General features: G+C 63.9%; 16 protein-coding genes. 11 read left to right on the forward strand and 5 right to left on the reverse strand.

Annotated elements, in window-relative coordinates; translation table 11 throughout:
- Positions 1–162: 162 nt before the first annotated feature.
- Positions 163–1,275, reverse strand: a complete 1,113-nt coding sequence (locus YY7_RS0102235) for a DUF2336 domain-containing protein (RefSeq protein ID WP_245287165.1) — start codon at positions 1,273–1,275, stop codon at positions 163–165.
- A gap of 261 nt (positions 1,276–1,536) precedes the next feature.
- On the opposite strand from YY7_RS0102235, the gene YY7_RS56340 reads away from it, so the two are divergent.
- The gene (locus YY7_RS56340) at positions 1,537–1,968 is read left to right on the forward strand and encodes an SDR family NAD(P)-dependent oxidoreductase (RefSeq protein ID WP_028161810.1); all 432 of its coding nucleotides are present in this window, start codon (positions 1,537–1,539) and stop codon (positions 1,966–1,968) included.
- 49 nt (positions 1,969–2,017) lie between these two features.
- A complete protein-coding gene (locus YY7_RS0102245) occupies positions 2,018–2,263 on the forward strand; it encodes a hypothetical protein (RefSeq protein WP_028161811.1) in 246 nt (81 codons plus the stop codon).
- 140 nt (positions 2,264–2,403) lie between these two features.
- Here the strand turns inward: YY7_RS0102245 and YY7_RS50375 are convergent, their stop codons facing one another.
- Both YY7_RS50375 and YY7_RS0102255 read right to left on the reverse strand, forming a co-directional pair.
- Complete coding sequence (locus YY7_RS50375; RefSeq protein ID WP_245287186.1) at positions 2,404–4,254, reverse strand: ATP-binding protein; 1,851 nt, start codon at positions 4,252–4,254, stop codon at positions 2,404–2,406.
- A 279-nt stretch (positions 4,255–4,533) separates the two neighbouring features.
- Entirely contained in the window at positions 4,534–5,160 is a 627-nt protein-coding gene (locus YY7_RS0102255) for a hypothetical protein (protein WP_028161812.1), read from the reverse strand.
- A gap of 99 nt (positions 5,161–5,259) precedes the next feature.
- On the opposite strand from YY7_RS0102255, the gene YY7_RS0102260 reads away from it, so the two are divergent.
- Positions 5,260–5,946: a TetR/AcrR family transcriptional regulator gene (locus YY7_RS0102260; RefSeq protein ID WP_245287166.1), complete on the forward strand. Its 687-nt coding sequence runs from the start codon at positions 5,260–5,262 to the stop codon at positions 5,944–5,946.
- Positions 5,947–6,103: 157 nt separating this feature from the next.
- The gene (locus YY7_RS0102265) at positions 6,104–7,813 is read left to right on the forward strand and encodes a sulfatase-like hydrolase/transferase (protein WP_028161814.1); all 1,710 of its coding nucleotides are present in this window, start codon (positions 6,104–6,106) and stop codon (positions 7,811–7,813) included.
- 100 nt (positions 7,814–7,913) lie between these two features.
- Here the strand turns inward: YY7_RS0102265 and YY7_RS0102270 are convergent, their stop codons facing one another.
- Together YY7_RS0102270 and YY7_RS0102275 are read right to left on the reverse strand one after the other, a co-directional pair.
- Positions 7,914–9,473, reverse strand: coding sequence for an ABC transporter permease/substrate-binding protein (locus YY7_RS0102270; RefSeq protein WP_028161815.1), 1,560 nt, complete (start codon positions 9,471–9,473; stop codon positions 7,914–7,916).
- The gene (locus tag YY7_RS0102275) at positions 9,470–10,258 is read right to left on the reverse strand and encodes an ATP-binding cassette domain-containing protein (RefSeq protein ID WP_028161816.1); all 789 of its coding nucleotides are present in this window, start codon (positions 10,256–10,258) and stop codon (positions 9,470–9,472) included. The genes YY7_RS0102270 and YY7_RS0102275 overlap by 4 nt, the downstream gene beginning before the upstream one ends.
- A gap of 125 nt (positions 10,259–10,383) precedes the next feature.
- Here YY7_RS0102275 and YY7_RS0102280 point away from each other — a divergent pair, with 125 nt between their 5' ends.
- The 7 genes from YY7_RS0102280 to YY7_RS0102310 all read left to right on the forward strand — a co-directional run bounded on the left by YY7_RS0102280 (position 10,384) and on the right by YY7_RS0102310 (position 16,932).
- A complete protein-coding gene (locus YY7_RS0102280) occupies positions 10,384–11,208 on the forward strand; it encodes an ABC transporter ATP-binding protein (RefSeq protein WP_051396455.1) in 825 nt (274 codons plus the stop codon).
- Positions 11,208–11,990, forward strand: a complete 783-nt coding sequence (locus YY7_RS0102285; protein WP_028161818.1) for an ABC transporter permease — start codon at positions 11,208–11,210, stop codon at positions 11,988–11,990. Before YY7_RS0102280 ends, YY7_RS0102285 begins: the two co-directional genes overlap by 1 nt.
- Positions 11,991–12,159: 169 nt before the next feature.
- Entirely contained in the window at positions 12,160–13,185 is a 1,026-nt protein-coding gene (locus YY7_RS0102290) for an ABC transporter substrate-binding protein (protein ID WP_028161819.1), read from the forward strand.
- 10 nt (positions 13,186–13,195) lie between these two features.
- A complete protein-coding gene (locus tag YY7_RS0102295) occupies positions 13,196–13,897 on the forward strand; it encodes an NUDIX hydrolase (protein WP_028161820.1) in 702 nt (233 codons plus the stop codon).
- 10 nt (positions 13,898–13,907) lie between these two features.
- Positions 13,908–14,855: a polyphosphate kinase 2 family protein gene (locus YY7_RS0102300; protein WP_028161821.1), complete on the forward strand. Its 948-nt coding sequence runs from the start codon at positions 13,908–13,910 to the stop codon at positions 14,853–14,855.
- Positions 14,856–15,140: 285 nt separating this feature from the next.
- Positions 15,141–15,263 (forward strand): hypothetical protein, encoded by a 123-nt coding sequence (locus tag YY7_RS64315; RefSeq protein WP_283806980.1) that lies wholly within the window; start codon positions 15,141–15,143, stop codon positions 15,261–15,263.
- A gap of 109 nt (positions 15,264–15,372) precedes the next feature.
- A complete protein-coding gene (locus tag YY7_RS0102310) occupies positions 15,373–16,932 on the forward strand; it encodes a 2-isopropylmalate synthase (RefSeq protein WP_028161822.1) in 1,560 nt (519 codons plus the stop codon).
- The last annotated feature ends 27 nt before the right edge of the window (positions 16,933–16,959 follow it).

Below are 16,959 nucleotides of genomic sequence, written 5' to 3' on the forward strand. Positions count from 1 at the left end.
CTCCGCTCGTGATGGTGGGCACGCTGTGCTTTGCCCACCCTACGGCTTCTGCGAGTGCTCTGTGCCCTCTCCACGTCATTGGGAGCGCAGCGAAGCAATCCATGCCCACAAGCGGTGAGATGGATTGCTTCGCTGCGGTCGCAATGACGGCGCCGTTGCGGTTTACGGCGCCGCACGCCCTTCCGCCGGCTTCTCGATCCGGTTGTGGAGCTGCCAGAAGCGCACGGTGCGCTGGGCGGTCTCGATCGACAGACGGCGGAAATCGCGCTGGGCCTGCTCCATGGTTTGCGCCGAGATCGGTTGCGCGGCCGGCCGGTTGCTCAGGATCGTCTCCACCGTCGGCCAGTTCAGCCTGGCTGCGCGGCAGGGGATCAGGATCAGGTCGGAGCGGTGCCCCTCCATCAGCCGCGCGATCATCTCGGGCTCGACGTCGTTGAGCAGGGCGATCGCGACGATCACCTCGTCGAACTTGCCCGCTTCGGCAAACTTGAATACCGCCGCGTCATCAAGCTCGTTCAGCTCCTTCATCAGCTTGACGAGCTGTTCGGCAATGCCGAAGCTGCGCCGCACCGCAGGCTCCTCGCGCGCGATCTCGTCGAGCACCTCGCGGATCTCCTCCTGCAGCGTCGGCGGTGCGACCGAGAGCAGGCGTGCGCGCACGGCGTCCTTGGCGCGGTGCAAGAGCTCGCGCAGGAACTTGGTCGGAAGATCGATGCGCAGTCCCAGGATTTCGACCAGCTCGTCGTCGCTTTCCGCGCGCGCGACGATGCCGGAATAGCCGGCCTCCGAGAAGCGCGCGCCGGCATTGTTGGCGAGCCGGCGGATCACGCGCACCTCGCCGCGATCGACGATCACGTCGGTGACCTCCTCGGGGAGGCTCGCGCGGCCGGAGATCGCAAGCAGGTGGTCCTGCCCCTTGGTGCTGGCAACCTCGACCAGGGTCTCCGTCGAGACGCGGATCGAATGCGCCAGCACTTCGCCGGCGACCTCGATCTTGTCGTCCTTTGCCAGGTGCTGGATGACCTCGAACGGCGCGTAGTCGATCGGCGCGAGGCGCTTGCTGAGCTCGGCTTTGGCCCGGCTCTCGACGCGCGTGATCAGGAGGCACAGGACGTCGTCGAACACCTTGACCTGTTCGTCGCTCAAGCGTTCGCCGTCGTGCAGGAAGAGATCGGTCACCCGCCGAAGGGTCTTGATCCGCTTCGCCGACGAGCCGTCTCTCACGGCTTCCTCGAGTTCGGCGATGATCGAGTGGGCCGGCTGTTGCGCCATCATTGGAATTGTTCTTGTTGCAGGTTCTCTGGTTGGTCCGGAAGATGGCAAGCGTGGTCTTACGCCTGCGTTAAGCTGGAACCCGATCGTCGGCTGTGCTCGCGGAGAAGGTTAGCAAGACATAACCAATTCAACTCAAGATCGCCGGATCGTGCCAGCCGCTCGGCTGGATCAAGCATGCAGCGTTTTCTTCACGCGAAGCCGGTATCCACTACGCTCGAAAACGCTGTAGATGTCCCCGGGAACATCGGGGGAGATCAGGTCATGAGATCGGTCGTGATCACCGGCGTGCCTACCGGCATCGGCTGGGCGACGGCCAGGTTTCTGCTCGACCCCGGCTTCCGCGTGTTCGGCAGCGTGCGCAAGCAGGCCGATGCTGACCGGCTCACAGCCGAGTTCGGGGCCAATTTCATGCCGTTGATCTTCGACGTCACCGATGAGGCTGCGGTATTTGCTTCCGCGCGCCAGGTTCGCGACGCGCCGAATGGCGAGACGCTTGCGGGCCTCGTCAACAATGCCGGCCTGCCGCCGGCGAAGATCGCTGAGATCATCTTTAATGCGCTGACGGCGCCGAACCCAAAGGTGCGTTACCAGATCGCGCCGGACCGGATGCAGCATATCGTGGCGTCAATCCTGCCGAAGCGTACGCTCGACCGGATCATCGGCAAGCGCCTCGGCCTCATGCCATCACCGTGAGCATGCTGGCGACATGCCCTTGCCGCATTCGCCCGTCACGAGAGCTTGCATGTCCACTATCGGCAAGACCCCTGCGGAACTGACCGCAATCGCCAATGATGCGCTGCGCAGCCAGCCCGGCTGCGAGACAGCGCAGGTTGTCGCCGTCTCCAATCGCCCGCATGCGAGTGCGGGCCGCAATTGGGAAATTCCGAACGTCGTCCTCGGCGACAGCCTGATCAGCGACGTCGACCGCGCCGTCATCACCGTGCATCACCAGCTCGGCCGCAGATTCCATCTCGTTGGGGGCGAGTGAATCCCGGAGGGGACATCAGCCAGCAGACTACCTCCGCTCAATCGGTCGAAAATGCCCCCAAAGCTGCCTAACCGACGAGTCGGCTCTCCGAGCTAGTTTGGACAGCCATGCTTTGGCGGATAGCCATCGCCGCACCGGGATTAGGTTGCACTCACGACAGCTGGTTGCTTGGCAACGTCTGGCGCGGCGGGAAGGCTGAACTCAAAAATCGCGCCGCGAGGCACATTGGCCTTCGCGGATAATCGGCCCCCATGCGCTTCGATGATCGAGCGACAAATCGACAGTCCCAGTCCAAGACCGCCGGGCTTCGTCGTGTAGAAGGCGTCGAAAAGCTGATTGAGAGTCGCTGGTGCCAGCCCTGGTCCCGTATCTCGCACCTCGACAAGAACGACGTCACGTTCCGTTTGTCGGGTGCTGATGAGCAACTCTCTCGCGTCCTCGCTGGTAGCATTCATAGCTTCGACTGCATTCATCACGAGATTCAGCATCACTTGTTGGAGTTGCACCCGGTCGCCTTCCAACGGTGGTGTGCCTTCTGTTAGAAATGTGTGCACCGAAATGCCATTCTTCATCGTCTCGCCGCGAACGAGCTCAATGACCTCGCGGACTGCATCATTGATGTTCAGGAGTTGCTTCCTCGGTTGCGCTTTCTTGATCATGTCCCGGATCCGGTCGACGACATCGCGCGCCCGCATACCATCGCTAACGATATAACCGAACGTCTGCCAGGCTTTTTCCAGATTTGGCGGTTGAGCGCTCAGCCAGCTCAGTCCGGCCTGCGCGTTGGTCACCATCGCGGCGACCGGTTGCTTCACTTCATGGGCGATAGAAGCTGCGAGTTGGCCCATGGTGGCGACGCGATTGGCGTGCGCCAACTCTGTCTGCATCTCGCGGTATTTCTGTTCACTTTGTCGCGCTTCTGCTTCGGCCTGCTTGCGCTCGGTCAGATCGAGTACGAAAGCGACGCCATGGCCTCGTTGTTCGTCGAACGCGGCCGAGCCAATCAGTATCGGCACTCGGCTGCCGTCCTTGCGGAAATACTCCCTCTCGTACGGTTGGACCGTTCCGGTCTTCTTTAGCTCGGTCACCGCCCGCTCATCGCGGTCGCGCCATTCCGGTGGGGTGAGGTCCGCCCAGCGAACGCTACCCGCGACGAAATCCTCCTGGTCGTATCCCACCATCTGTAGGAATGCGTCGTTGGCCTCCACAATGCGACCTTCAAGATCAAAAATGAAGATGCCAATGATGTTGGCGTCGACCAGACGCCGTACCTTCGCTTCGCGTTGTGCGAGATCGCGGTTGGCGTGCGCAAGCGCCTGTGCGCGTTGCTTCTCGGCTTCGAGCAGGCGCACGTTTTCGATCGCGATCGCCGCCTGGTCGGCAAAGGTCTCGAGAAGCGCGATGTGGTTGTCGGAGAATGGTCGGACCTCCCATCGCCGGAACAGAATTACTCCAATGGGGGTGCGCTCGCGCAGCAACGGTGTTCCGAGTGTAGTGCGATGGCCCTGGCGTTTTGCGTCACTGCTGCCCAACGGGTACTCGCTATCCTCGGCGGCGAGATCGTGGACATGGACCGACCGCCGATCACATACAGCTCGTCCTATCACCCTGTCGCGATTTGCGGGAAATCCCCCACGGGCTTGAATATGCACTGGAAGTTCTCCGTATGAAGCCACCAAGCGGAGAACGTTGTTATCCAGGCGATAGATCTCGGCATTATTCGAGTCGCACAGGCGTGCGGCATGTTCGGCCACCGCGTCCAGCACCGACTGAAGCGGCGAATCCGAGATGATGCGCAGCATCTCGGAGGTGGCAGTTTGCTGCTTCGTAGCCTCGACTAGGCGCTCCCGCGCGTTAGCGATCTCCTGCTTGCATGTTTTAAGCTGTCGCTCGAGATCGGCGCGGCTTTTGCTAGCTCGACCGGCGCGCGCCTTCGCGCCGGTCGAATGAAGCTTGCGACCTCGCGTTCGACTCTTTGCCCAGTTGCGCACCAAGATCACCTCCCGTGCCAGACGCCGTCCAATGCTGGTCGTCGCAGTCGGGGACGGGCCTGTGCTGAGAATATCAGATAGCCCAGAGCGCGCATCACCATATCTGACGCCTTCGACAAACGGTGTCACCGCCCTTCTGGTGGCGCAGGTAAGAAGGCCAGCCCTCGGGGCCATGTCGCCTTCCGGCCCATCGCGTCATTTCGCTGTTGCGCAGCAACTGCGTCGCTTTTAGTGGCAAGCGGACATTAGCTTCGTTGCGTCACGCTTTATGAGCGTGGTTTAAGCTATCGGGGTCTCGAGGGCGCGCGGCGTCCGCCTTGATGCCATCGCGATCATTCGCAAACCGAACACCGCTATGAGCGGGATCAGGAACAGCGCATAAAGCGGCATCTCCGGAATCCGCTTGCCGAATGAGACCGTGAACTGCACCAGAAGATAATAGCCGCCGACCAGGTGCAGCGTCCGCCAGGCGCGTGCGCCGAGTGCAGCCGCGGTGCGGTCGAATGAGGTTGCCGTCATCGCGATGATGAAGGCGTAAGCGATGCCGCCGAAGATGTAGGACGCGGCCGAGGTCGCAGCCGCATAGCCGGCTGGGTCCATCAGCGCGAAGCAGCCGATCGCCGCAGCATGGATGGCGTGCGACGCCGTGAAGCTGACGCCGAGCGCGCGGCGGTTGCGGCGCTGCCAGCGCGTCCATGCGTTCGGCCAGAGCTGGGCCAGTGCGGACGCCGAGAAGGCAAGGCAGAACAACAGCAGCGAAGTCCGCGCCGTGAAGCGGATCACCATCCTGACGCCGTCGACCTCGAACTGTCGCATGCCAGCGATCCAGAGGCTGAGCGCGACCAGGATCGATGTGAGGATGGCGAACAGCCGCCACCCTTCGAACCAGCGTGGCCCCATCGGCATGTTTCGCCTCCCTGCTGTTGTTTAATGTAATCACTGGTTACATTGCCTGCCGAGATGTGGTCAATCCGTGTAATCACCGCTTACATTCACGAGCCGGTGATGTTAGGGAAAGGCATGCGCCGCGCCACGAAATCCTCAGCCGCAAAGCCGCGCCGCCGCAATCCGTCCGCGGCCGTCGCGAAGCCCTATCACCACGGCGACCTCCGGCACGCGCTGGTCCACGCCGCGCTGCAATTGGTGGACGAGGGCGGGGCGGACGCCGTCAGCGTGCGCGAGGCGGCGCGCCGCGCCGGGGTCTCGCCGGGCGCTCCGTTCCGTCATTTCCCGAGCCGCGACGCGCTGATGAACGCGGTGGCGGAAGAGGCGCAGCGGCGTTTCCGGGCCGAGATCCAGGCGGCGCTGCATACTGCTTCGGCCGGCGACCCCTTGGCGCGATTTCGCGCGCTCGGATTGGCCTATGTGCGCTGGGCGATGAAGAACCCAGCCCATTTCGAGATCATCTCCAGCCGCCGCTTTTTTGATCATGACCGGTCGGGCGGGGTTTCGCGCGACAATGCCGAGCTGATTGCGCTGACTGAACGGACGCTGGCGGAAGCCTTTGTCCAAGGCCAGCTCCGCGCGTCCGACCTGAAGCAGGTTCAGATCGCCGGCCGCGCGCTGGTCTATGGCTTTGCCCGCATGAACATCGATGGTCATTTCCCGCGCTGGGGCGTCGCGGATGACGATGCCGAACGTACCGCGGAGGCGATCATCGATCTCTTCATCGACGGGATCGCGAAGCGCTGAACCGCGCGGCGTCACGCCGTCGCCGCAAATTCATTGCGCATTCATGACGCTTACATTACGGTTTTGTGACACGACGCGGGTTCCGGCTGCGTCGTCCGCCTCCTGGTCACCTCCAGCCAAGGCGAACTACCGCGCCGGGGAATGTTGCGTCGTCACCATGGCGCCCGCGCCAAATCAAGGCTCTTCGATTGCTGCGATCGCGGGCGGCCTGGCCGCGATCGGCATCTGGCGGCTGCTCGCCGTCGCTGCGCCACAGATGGCGGCGCTCGGGATCATGGTGCAGACCGAGACCGATTTCGGCTCGCGACTCTGCTTCCTGTTGTCCTGGGGCATCCTGAACTTCTTCTTCATCGCGCTGCTGCGGCGGCCGGCGCTATCGGGGGCGCTGTCGCTGACGCTGGTGGTGGCGCTGGTGCTGCTCTCGCGGTTCAAGCACGAAGTCGTGCAGATGACTGCGAACTTCGTCGACCTGATGGTGGTCGACCACGACACCGCGTCCTTCCTGCTGACAATCTTCCCGAACCTGCGCTGGTCGTTGATCGGCGCAGGCGCCGTCACGCTGCCCTTGATGTATGCGCTGTGGTGGCTCGATCCGTTCCGCGTCCGCCGCCTGCCGGCGCTGGCCTGCAAATTGGCGTGCCTTGCCGCACTGGCAGGATACGCCGTCACCTGGCCGGACGAGGATTGGCGCGGCTATTACGACGACGGCTATCTCTCGAAATTCGCCCGCTCCGCCGTCACGGCGGCTTCCGATTTCATCAACTATGGCTTCATGGAGTCGGACGCGGTCGCGAGCGAGCACCTCAAGATTCCGCTGGTGGACTCCTGCCATCCGGCCGGCCGCCGGCCGAACATCATCCTGATCCACGATGAATCGAGCTTCGATATCCGCGCGGCCGAAGGCGTCAAGGTGCCGCCGGGCTACGGCGCGCAGTTCAGGTCCTATGACGGCGTCGAGCGAAAATTCCTGGCCGAGAGCAATGGCGGGCCGAGCTGGTTCACCGAATACAACGTGCTCGCCGGGCTCTCTTCGCGCTCCTTCGGCCGTTTCGCCTATTTCGTCACCCGCATCGCCTCCGGCCGCGTCGAGCGCGGGCTGCCGCTTGCGCTCCGCCGCTGCGGCTACAACACGCTTTCGCTCTATCCGGCGTTCGGCGCGTTCATGAGCGCGCGCAGCTTCCAGGCCACGACCGGCATCCAGCGCTTCTACGATGCGCGCGATCTCCGCGCCAAGGATGTCGAGCCCGACCGCTTTTTCTACGACAAGGCGCTGCGGCTGATGGCCGAGCAGCCGCCCGGCGCGCCGCAGTTCACCTTCGTCTATCTCGCCGCCAACCATTTCCCGTGGAAGACGGCGTTGCGCCCCGACCTGACGCCGTCCTGGCGCCCGCTCGGCAACGCGCCCGTCATCGATGAATATCTGCGCCGGCAGGTGATGAGCGCGACTGACTACGCCGCCTTTGTCGCGGGACTGAAGAAGAAGTTTCCGGCGCAGCCGTTCCTGATCGTTCGCTACGGCGATCACCAGCCGGAATTCGCGCCGCATCTTCTCGACCCGAGCCTCGATGCGGCCGGCATCGGCAAGAAGCTCGAGACGTATGACCCGCGCTATTTCGCGACCTATTACGCGATCGATGCCATCAATTTCGAACCGGTGAAATCAGCGGCCGTAATGGACACGATCGATGCGGCCTATCTGCCGCTGGTGATCCAGGAAGCCGCCGGCATTCCGCTCGATCCCTCGTTCGAGGAGCAGAAGCACATCATGCTCCGCTGCAACGGCCTGTTCTATGCCTGCAAGGACGGCGCCGAGGCCCGCCGCTTCAACCGCCTCCTGATCGACGCGGGTGTGATCAAGGGGTTGTAGGGCACGCAGCCGCGTAGGGTGGGCAAAGCGAAGCGTGCCCACCACTCCTAGCGGAGTGCTTGATGGTGGGCACGCTGCGCTTTGCCCACCCTACAATGCCTCACTTCTTCCCGATCTTTTCCCACAGCCAGCGCGCGACGGCGTCCGGCGAGGACGAGCCATCATTGCCGGCGGCGCGCAGATTCGCTTCCCGCATCGTCGCGATGTCGATCCGCCCGAGCAGTGGCTGCAATGCCGCGCGCAGCTTGGTGTCATCCTTGCGCTTGGGCGCCAGCAGCATCACTGCGTCATAGGGCGGGATCGCGTGCTTGGGATCGCCGAGCACCATGAGATCGTATTTCGCGATCAGCCCGTCGCTGGTATAGCCCGCGATCACATCGACCTCGCCGGAGGCGACGGCGGCATACATGAAGTCCGGCTGCATCTGCCGCTGCGTGCGGAACGACAATCCGTAGGCCTGCTTGATGCCGGCCCATTCCGGCCGCGAGAAGAATTCGTAGTCGCCGGCGATCGACAGTGACGGCGCAAGCGCGGCGAGATCGGCGATGGTATGGATGCCGAGCGCTTCCGCGCGCTGCTTCGGCATGATGAGAGCGTAGGCGTTCGCAAAGCCGAGGTCGCCGAGCAGGGTGATGTCCTGTTTCGCCAGGATCGACTTCAAGTCGGCGAGCAGCTCTTCGCGCGGCCGGATGTCGGTGTGGTGGAACTGGTTGGCCCACAGCGTGCCGGAATAGTCGACATAGACGTCGATATCGCCGGCCTTGAGCGCATCGAAGATCACGCTGGAGCCGAGGCCTGCGCGCGTGGTCGCGGAAAGCCCGTCCGCGTTCAGCCGCTGCGCGATCAGCGCCGCCAGCACATATTGCTCGGTGAAGGTCTTCGCGCCGACGACATAGCTCGATGCCGAGCGCGCCATCGCAGGCACCAGCGTCGCTGCGACAAGCGCCGCGATGCCGACGCCGCCGAGCGCGGCACGCAGCCGGCTGCGGTGGCGCAGGCCGTTCTCGATCAGCGCCAGCAGCTGGTCGACGGCGAGCGCCAGCGCCGCGGCGGCGAGGCAGCCGAACACGACGAACACCCAGTTCTGGGTCTGCAGTCCCGCAAAGATGTAATTGCCGAGGCTGGTCTGCCCGATCGGCGTCGACAGCGTCGCGGTGCCGATCACCCACACCGCCGCGGTGCGGATGCCCGCCATCATCACCGGCAGCGCCAGCGGCAGCTCCACCATGAACAGCGATTGCCGTTCCGTCATGCCGACGCCCTGCGCTGCCTCCGTCAGCGCCGGGTCGACGCCCGACAGGCCGGTGATGGTGTTGCGGAGCACCGGCAGCATCGAATAGAGCGCGAGCGCCAGCACCGCCGGCAGAAATCCGAAGGCGGAGAAATCGAAGCCGAACCAGGACAGCGTCAGCGCCGCGAGCACCAATAGCAGCGGATAGAACAGCGCCAGCAGCGCCAGCCCCGGCACGGTCTGCACGATAGAGGCAAAGCCGAGCAGCGCGCCGCGCAGCACTGGCCGGTTGCGTGCGAGGATCGCCAGCGGCAGGCTGACGATCAGCCCGAGCGCGAGCGCGGCGAGGCTTACGCGCACATGGTTGCCGAGATAATCGGGCAGATGCGCGAGCGCTTCGCTCCAGCGCGGATCGGAAAACAGGTTCATGCGGCGCCGTCCCGCGGCAGCAATTTGCCGAGCCGTTCCGCCTGCCGCCGCGGCGTGTGCAGGAGTTTTTCGACGTAAGGATCGTTGCTTTCGGAAAGCTCCCCTGGGGTGCCCTGCGCCAGCAGCCTGCCTTCGTGCATGACAGCGACGCGGTCGGCGAGCAGCAGCGCTTCCGTCATGTCATGGGTGATCATGATCGTGGTCAATTTGAGCCTGCGATGCAATTCGCGGAAATCATCGCCGAGCGCGTCGCGGGTGAGGGGGTCGAGCGCCCCGAACGGCTCGTCCATCAGCACGATGCGGGGCCGTGCGGCCAGCGCCCGCGCGACGCCGACGCGCTGCCGCTGGCCGCCGGAGAGTTCGCTCGGCAGCCGCTCCCGATATTGCCCGCCGTCGAGTTGCACCAGTTCGAGCAGTTCGTCGACGCGTGCTGCGATCTCCGCCGCCGGCCAGCCGAGCAGCTTCGGCGTGATGCCGATATTGGCGCCGACGGAAAGATGCGGAAACAGCCCGCCGCTCTGGAAGACATAGCCGATGCGCCGCCGCAGGCCGATCGGATCGACATTGCGCACGTCCTCGCCCTCGACCGTGACGCTGCCGCGGTCGGCCTCGATCAGCCGGTTGGCGAGCCGCAGCAGGGTGGTCTTGCCCGAGCCGGAGCCGCCGACGATGGCGAGGAACTCGCCCTCGGCGACATCAAGCGAGACGTCGTCGACCGCGACCACGCCGCCATTGGCGAAGGTCTTGCCGACCTTGGTGTAGGCAATGAGTGGTCCGTTGGACAATGCCGTTCAAACCTCGCGCTGCGCCCTGCCTTAAGAGATCACAGATCAACTAGCATGTCGCGATGCTGCGTTGAACTTGTCCGCACGAGAGGCTAAGGCATCCTCCCGAACAGGGAGGGAACGTGGTGGACACGGCCAGGCCAACAGCGGTGGCGCTTGACGATGCGACGGTGGCGTTTCGCCTCGCCAATGCCCGCGTCTACACCGCGGTCGAAAAGGCGCGCCTTGCGGTCGCCCATGGCGAATTCGTCGCGATCGTAGGTCCCACCGGCTGCGGCAAGTCGACCTTGCTGAACGTGGCCGCCGGCCTGCTCAAGCCGGCCGCGGGCGCGGTCAGGATCTTCGACCAGCCGCTCACAGGATTGAACCGCGACGCCGGCTACCTGTTCCAGGCCGATGCGCTATTCCCCTGGAAGACCGCGATCGACAATGTCGCGATCGGGCTCGAGATCAAGGGCACGCCGCGGGCGAAGGCGCTGGAACAGGCGCAGGCCTGGCTGACCTCGGTCGGGCTTGGCGCATTCGCAAACCGCTATCCGCACATGCTCTCGGGCGGCCAGCGCAAGCGCGTCGGCCTTGCGCAGGTGCTGATCCGCGATCCAAAGATCCTCCTGATGGACGAGCCGTTCGGCCCGCTCGATGCCCAGACCCGGCAGGTGATGGGCAATCTGCTGCTCGAACTCTGGACTGCCGACCGCAAGGCGGTGCTGTTCGTCACCCACGACCTGGAGGAGGCGATCGCGCTCGCCGACCGCGTCGTCATCATGTCGGCCGGCCCTTCCTCGCGCATCATCGGCGACTGGCGCGTGGAGCTGCCGCGCCCGCGCGACATCTTCGAGGTGCGGCTGGACAAGCAGTTTCACGAACTGCATCGCGAAATCTGGGGCGTGCTGAAGGAAGAGGTGATGAAGGGTTACGCGCAATCATCGCAAGCTGCGGGAGCCGAGTGATGTCCCGCGCTGCGCTCCTGCTCTGCCAGGTCCTGGTCGCTGTCGTCGCGCTGGCGCTGTGGCAGGTCTTTACCACAGTCCCGCTGTTCGGCCGCATCCTGCTGCCGCCATTCTTCTTCTCCAATCCCATCGATGTCTTCGACCAGATCGTCAAATGGTTTTCGACCGGCGTGATCTGGAAGCATCTTGCGATCACGCTGTGGGAATCGATCCTCGCTTTCGTGATCGGCTCGTCCCTCGGCGTTCTGGTCGGCTTCTGGTTCGCGCGCCAGCCGCGCGTCGCCGCGGTATTCGACCCTTACGTGAAGATGACGAACGCCCTGCCGCGCGTCGTGCTGGCGCCGATCTTCGCGCTATGGTTCGGCCTCGGCATCTGGTCCAAGGTCGCGCTCGGCGTCACCCTCGTTTTCTTCATCGTGTTCTTCAACGTCTATCAGGGCGTCAAGGAAGTGAGCTCGACCGTGCTCGACAATGGCCGCATGCTCGGCATGAGCGAGCGGCAATTGATGCGGCATGTCTATTGGCCGTCGGCGTTGTCGTGGATGTTCTCCTCGCTGCATACGTCCGTCGGCTTTGCGGTGGTCGGCGCCGTCGTCGGCGAATATCTCGGCGCCGCTGCCGGCCTCGGCTATCTGATCCAGCAGGCCGAGGGCGTGTTCGACGTCGCCGGCGTCTTCGCGGGCATGTTCGTGCTGTCGGCCTTCGTGATCCTGATCGACATGGCCGTGACGCTGGTCGAGCGGCGCCTGCTGGTCTGGCGACCGACGGTACGCGCATTGTAGGCTTGTAGGGTGGGCAAAGCGTAGCGTGCCCACCTTTCTCGCACCGACCGTGGATGGTGGGCACGCTTCGCTTTGCCCACCCTACGGGAGCCGCGCCTCGCAACGACGGCGAAGCCTTCTCAACACCCGCGCGCTACTTTATCCTGCTTCCAACGGAACGGAGTCGATCATGAGGAAACTGTTCGCCCGCCTCACCGGCGCGCTGCTGGCGCTGGTGCTGACGTCATCTCTTGCCGCAGCGCAAAGCAAGGTCACGATCGCGGTCGGCGGCGGCGCCTGCCTGTGCTATCTGCCGACGGTGCTGGCCAAGCAACTCGGCGAATATGAGAAGGCGGGGCTTGCGGTCGAGCTGGTCGATCTCAAGGGCGGTTCGGATGCGCTGAAAGCCGTGCTCGGCGGCAGCGCCGACGTCGTCTCGGGCTATTTCGATCACTGCGTCAATCTCGCCGCCAAGCGGCAGGAATTGCAGGCTTTCGTGGTCTATGACCGCTATCCCGGCCTGGTGCTGGTGGTGTCGCCCAAGCACACCTCAGAGATCAATTCGATCAAGGATCTCGCCGGCAAGAAGATCGGCGTCAGCGCGCCCGGCTCCTCGACTGACTTCTTCCTGAAATATCTGCTCAAGAAGAACGGGCTTGATCCCACCAGCGCCTCCGTGATCGGCGTCGGCCTGGGCGCGACAGCGGTCGCGGCGATGGAGCAGGGCCAGATCGATGCCGCCGTGATGCTCGATCCCTCCGTCACCGTGCTGCAGGGCAACCATGCCGACCTGAAGATCCTGAGCGACACCCGCACCCAGCACGATACGCTTGCGGTGTTCGGCGGCGAATATCCGGGCGGCGCGCTCTATTCGACGGCGGCCTGGGTCAAGTCACACGAGAAAGAGGCGCAGGCGCTCACCAATGCGATCCTGGCCACGCTCGCCTGGATCCATTCGCATTCGCCGGAAGACATCATGGCCAAGATGCCCGACGAGATCGTCGGCAAGAACAAGGCGCTCTATCTCGCCGCGCTGAAGAACACGATCCCGATGTATTCGGAGACCGGCAAGATGGATCCGAAGGGCGCCGACGCGGTGCTGGCGGTGTTCAGCGAGGGGTCGCCGGAAGTCGCCAAGGCCAATATCGACGTCAGCAAGACCTACACCAACAGACTGGTCGAGCAGGCGAAGACCACAGGGCAGGGTGCGAAGTAAGCCCTCGTCAATGACGCCACCTTCCATTCATCGCGTTACCGCGCTCGATCTCAAGGTGCAGCCATGGGCGTGGCCGTTCGCACAAGAACGCCGCGCCGAGATCGATGCGCATTTCGCGGAGGCACAGCGCGAGCGGCCAAACCTCTGGAACGGCCGTGTTCTGCTGGGCCGCAGTGCCACGTTCGAAGGCGAGCGCCTGAGCGCGAGCTATTTCGAGACCGATTTTGCGAGCTTCCTCGCCTGGCGCGACTGGGGCTTTCCCGATAGGGGCGTGTTCAACGGCTTTGGCATGGGCGCGCTGCTGGCAAGCGATGGCGCGTTCGTGCTTGGCGAAATGGGGCATCACACCTCCAACCCCGGACGGGTCTACTTCCCGTCGGGCACGCCTGATCTCGATGACATCAGGGGCGAGACGCTCGATATTGCCAGCAGCGTCGCACGCGAGGTGGAGGAGGAGACCGGACTCACCGCTGCCGACTATCGTCCCGATGCGCATTGGGATTGCGTCTTCACCGGCGTCGCCATCGCCATGATGCGGGTCCTCTATGTCGACATGCCCGGCGATGCCTTACGCGCTCGCATTGAAAGCAATCTTGCCTCGCAGGAAGACCCCGAATTGGCGGCGATCCATCTGGTGCGCGATTTTAGCGACCTCACTGCCGCGATGCCGCGCTTCGTCACCGCTTTCATCGAGATGCATCTGAGCAGGTAAGAAAGGGCCCATGGGCAAGAAATCGAAGCTGCTGGCTGACGAGCTGAAACCTTTTGTGTCACCGTTCCGCATCGACGGGTCGGAGCAGTTTCACCTCAAATCGCTCAAGACCAATGAGAAGGGCGGCATCGACAAGGCAGCGGGTGAAGAGATCATCGAGGCCAATCGCAGGCGGCTGAACGATTTCCAGGAGAAGCTCTACGCCCAGGACCGCTGGTCGCTGCTTCTGATCTTCCAGGGTATGGATGCCGCGGGCAAGGATTCCGCGATCAAGAGTGTGTTCGAGGGCGTCAATCCGCAGGGCTGCGAGGTCACCTCGTTCAAGGAGCCGTCGTCCAAGGAGCTCGACCACGATTTCATGTGGCGTTCGATGATCGCGCTGCCAGAGCGCGGCCGCATCGGCATCTTCAACCGCTCCTATTATGAGGAATGCCTGGTGGTGCGCGTGCATTCCGAAATCCTTGCCAAGCAGAAGATTCCGCCGCGGCTGGTGACCAAGAACATCTGGCGCGAACGCTTCGAGGACATCTCGGCGATCGAGCGCTACCTCTCGCGCAACGGCATCGTGGTCTTGAAGTTCTTCCTCAACGTCTCCCGGCAGGAGCAGCGCGCGCGCTTCCTGGAGCGGCTGGAGGAGCCGTCGAAGAACTGGAAGTTCTCGATGGCCGACATCACTGAGCGCGCGCTGTGGCCGCGCTACATGGCCGCCTACCAGGACATGATCCGCCACACCGCAACCCGCGCCGCGCCGTGGCACGTCGTACCAGCCGACCACAAATGGTTCGCCCGCGTGGTGATCGGCTCCACCATCGTCAGCGCACTCGAGAAGCTCGATCTGCATTTCCCGAAAGTCGACGAGTCCGAGCGCAGCGAGTTCAAACGCGTCCGCGAGGCCCTGCTGGCGGAAGGCAAGGGCGGGGCGGGGAAGAAGGCGAAGGCAGGAAACAGGGCGAAGTAGGTCTCAGCCGTCATGGCCGGGCTTGTCCCGGCCATCCACGTCCTTGCCGTGGCAGCAAAGAACGTGGATGCCCGGCACAAGGCCGGGCATGACGGAGTACGATGGCTTGACGGCTACGAAGCCGCGTGGCGGCGGAGCCCGGGTATTTAGGTCAGCCCCACTGACCATCTTTTTACCGTTGCGGCCGGCCGCTCTCTTCGTCTAGAAACGGCCCGCGGAGGTGGCCTCGGCAACCAACCATCAATGGTTTTGACCGAGGATTTGGGCCTCCAAAGGGTGCTGGCAATGCTGATTCGCAGCGAAATCGATGGAATTCTGACGGGAACGGCGCAAGTCGCCCCCGCGATTCCGGCTGCGTCGCTGCCGACCCTCCTTCTTGGCGGGCTTCTGCTTCTTATCGGCCCCTGAGGGCCGTCTGGGCGGTTGCGCCTGGGCACTCAGGGGTTGCGTGAGAACGACAGAAACCCTTTAGCGCTCAGTGATAAGATAGCGCGATCGACCCAAAGGAACTTTGCAGATGACCACCGCCAACAAGTCCGAGAAGGACCGCGTAATTATTTTCGACACCACGCTGCGTGACGGCGAGCAGTGCCCCGGCGCCACCATGACCTTCGAGGAAAAGCTCGAGGTCGCCGAACTGCTCGACGATATGGGCGTCGACGTCATCGAGGCCGGCTTCCCCATCACCTCGGAGGGCGACTTCCAGGCGGTCAGCGAGATCGCCCGCCGCTCCAAGAATGCCGTCATCGCCGGCCTGTCCCGCGCCCATCCGAAGGACATCGACCGCTGCGCGGAAGCGGTGAAATTTGCCAAGCGCGGCCGCGTCCACACCGTCATCGCGACCTCGCCGCTGCACATGCGGGTCAAGCTGAACATGACGCCGGAGCAGGTGATCGAGACCTCGATCGCAAACGTCAGCCGCGCCCGCAACCAGATCGACGATGTCGAATGGTCGGCCGAGGACGGCACCCGCAGCGAGATGGATTTCCTCTGCCGTATCGTGGAAGCCGTCATCAAGGCCGGCGCCACCACGGTGAACATCCCCGACACCGTCGGCTACACCACGCCCGACGAGTACACCCACTTCATGCGCACGCTGATCGAACGTGTGCCGAACTCTGACAAGGCGATCTTCTCGGTCCACTGCCATAACGATCTGGGCATGGCCGTGGCCAACTCGCTGGCCGGCATCGTCGGCGGTGCGCGCCAGGTCGAATGCACCGTCAACGGCATCGGCGAGCGCGCCGGCAACGCGGCGCTCGAAGAGATCGTGATGGCGATCAATGTACGCAACGACAAGTTTCCGTACTGGAACAGGATCGATACCACGCAACTGACGCGCGCCTCCAAGCTGGTGTCGGCGGCGACCTCGTTCCCGGTCCAGTACAACAAGGCCATCGTCGGCCGTAACGCGTTCGCGCATGAGAGCGGCATCCACCAGGACGGCGTGCTGAAGGACGCCTCCACTTACGAGATCATGCGGCCCGAGATGGTCGGCCTGAAGCAGTCCTCGCTGGTGCTCGGCAAGCACTCCGGCCGCCATGCCTTCGTCCATAAGCTGGAGGAGATGGGCTACAAGCTCGGCCCGAACCAGCTCGAGGATGCGTTCGCGCGGATGAAGGCGCTGGCCGACCGCAAGAAGGACATCTACGACGAGGACATCGAGGCGCTGCTCGACGAGGAGATCGCGGCCGCCCACGACCGCATCAAGCTGACCTCGCTGACCGTGATCGCCGGCACCCATGGCCCGCAGCGCGCGACCATGAAGCTGGATGTCGACGGCCAGACCCGGATCGAGGAAGCTGAGGGCAACGGCCCGGTCGATGCCGTCTTCAACTGCATCAAGCGCCTGGTGCCGCACGACGCCAAGCTGGAGCTCTACCAGGTGCACGCGGTGACCGAAGGCACCGACGCGCAAGCCGAAGTCTCGGTGCGCCTTGCCCACGACGGCCGCTCCATGACCGCCCGCGCCGCCGACCCGGACACGCTGGTCGCCTCGGCAAAGGCCTATCTCGGCGCCCTCAACAAGATCGTCATGAAGCGCCAGCGCGACATCCCGGCGGCGGTTGCGGGCTAAGAGAATCGTAGGGCGGATTAGCTTTGC

The sequence above is a fragment of the Bradyrhizobium elkanii WSM2783 genome, assembly GCF_000472865.1.
Lineage (GTDB): Bacteria > Pseudomonadota > Alphaproteobacteria > Rhizobiales > Xanthobacteraceae > Bradyrhizobium > Bradyrhizobium elkanii_A.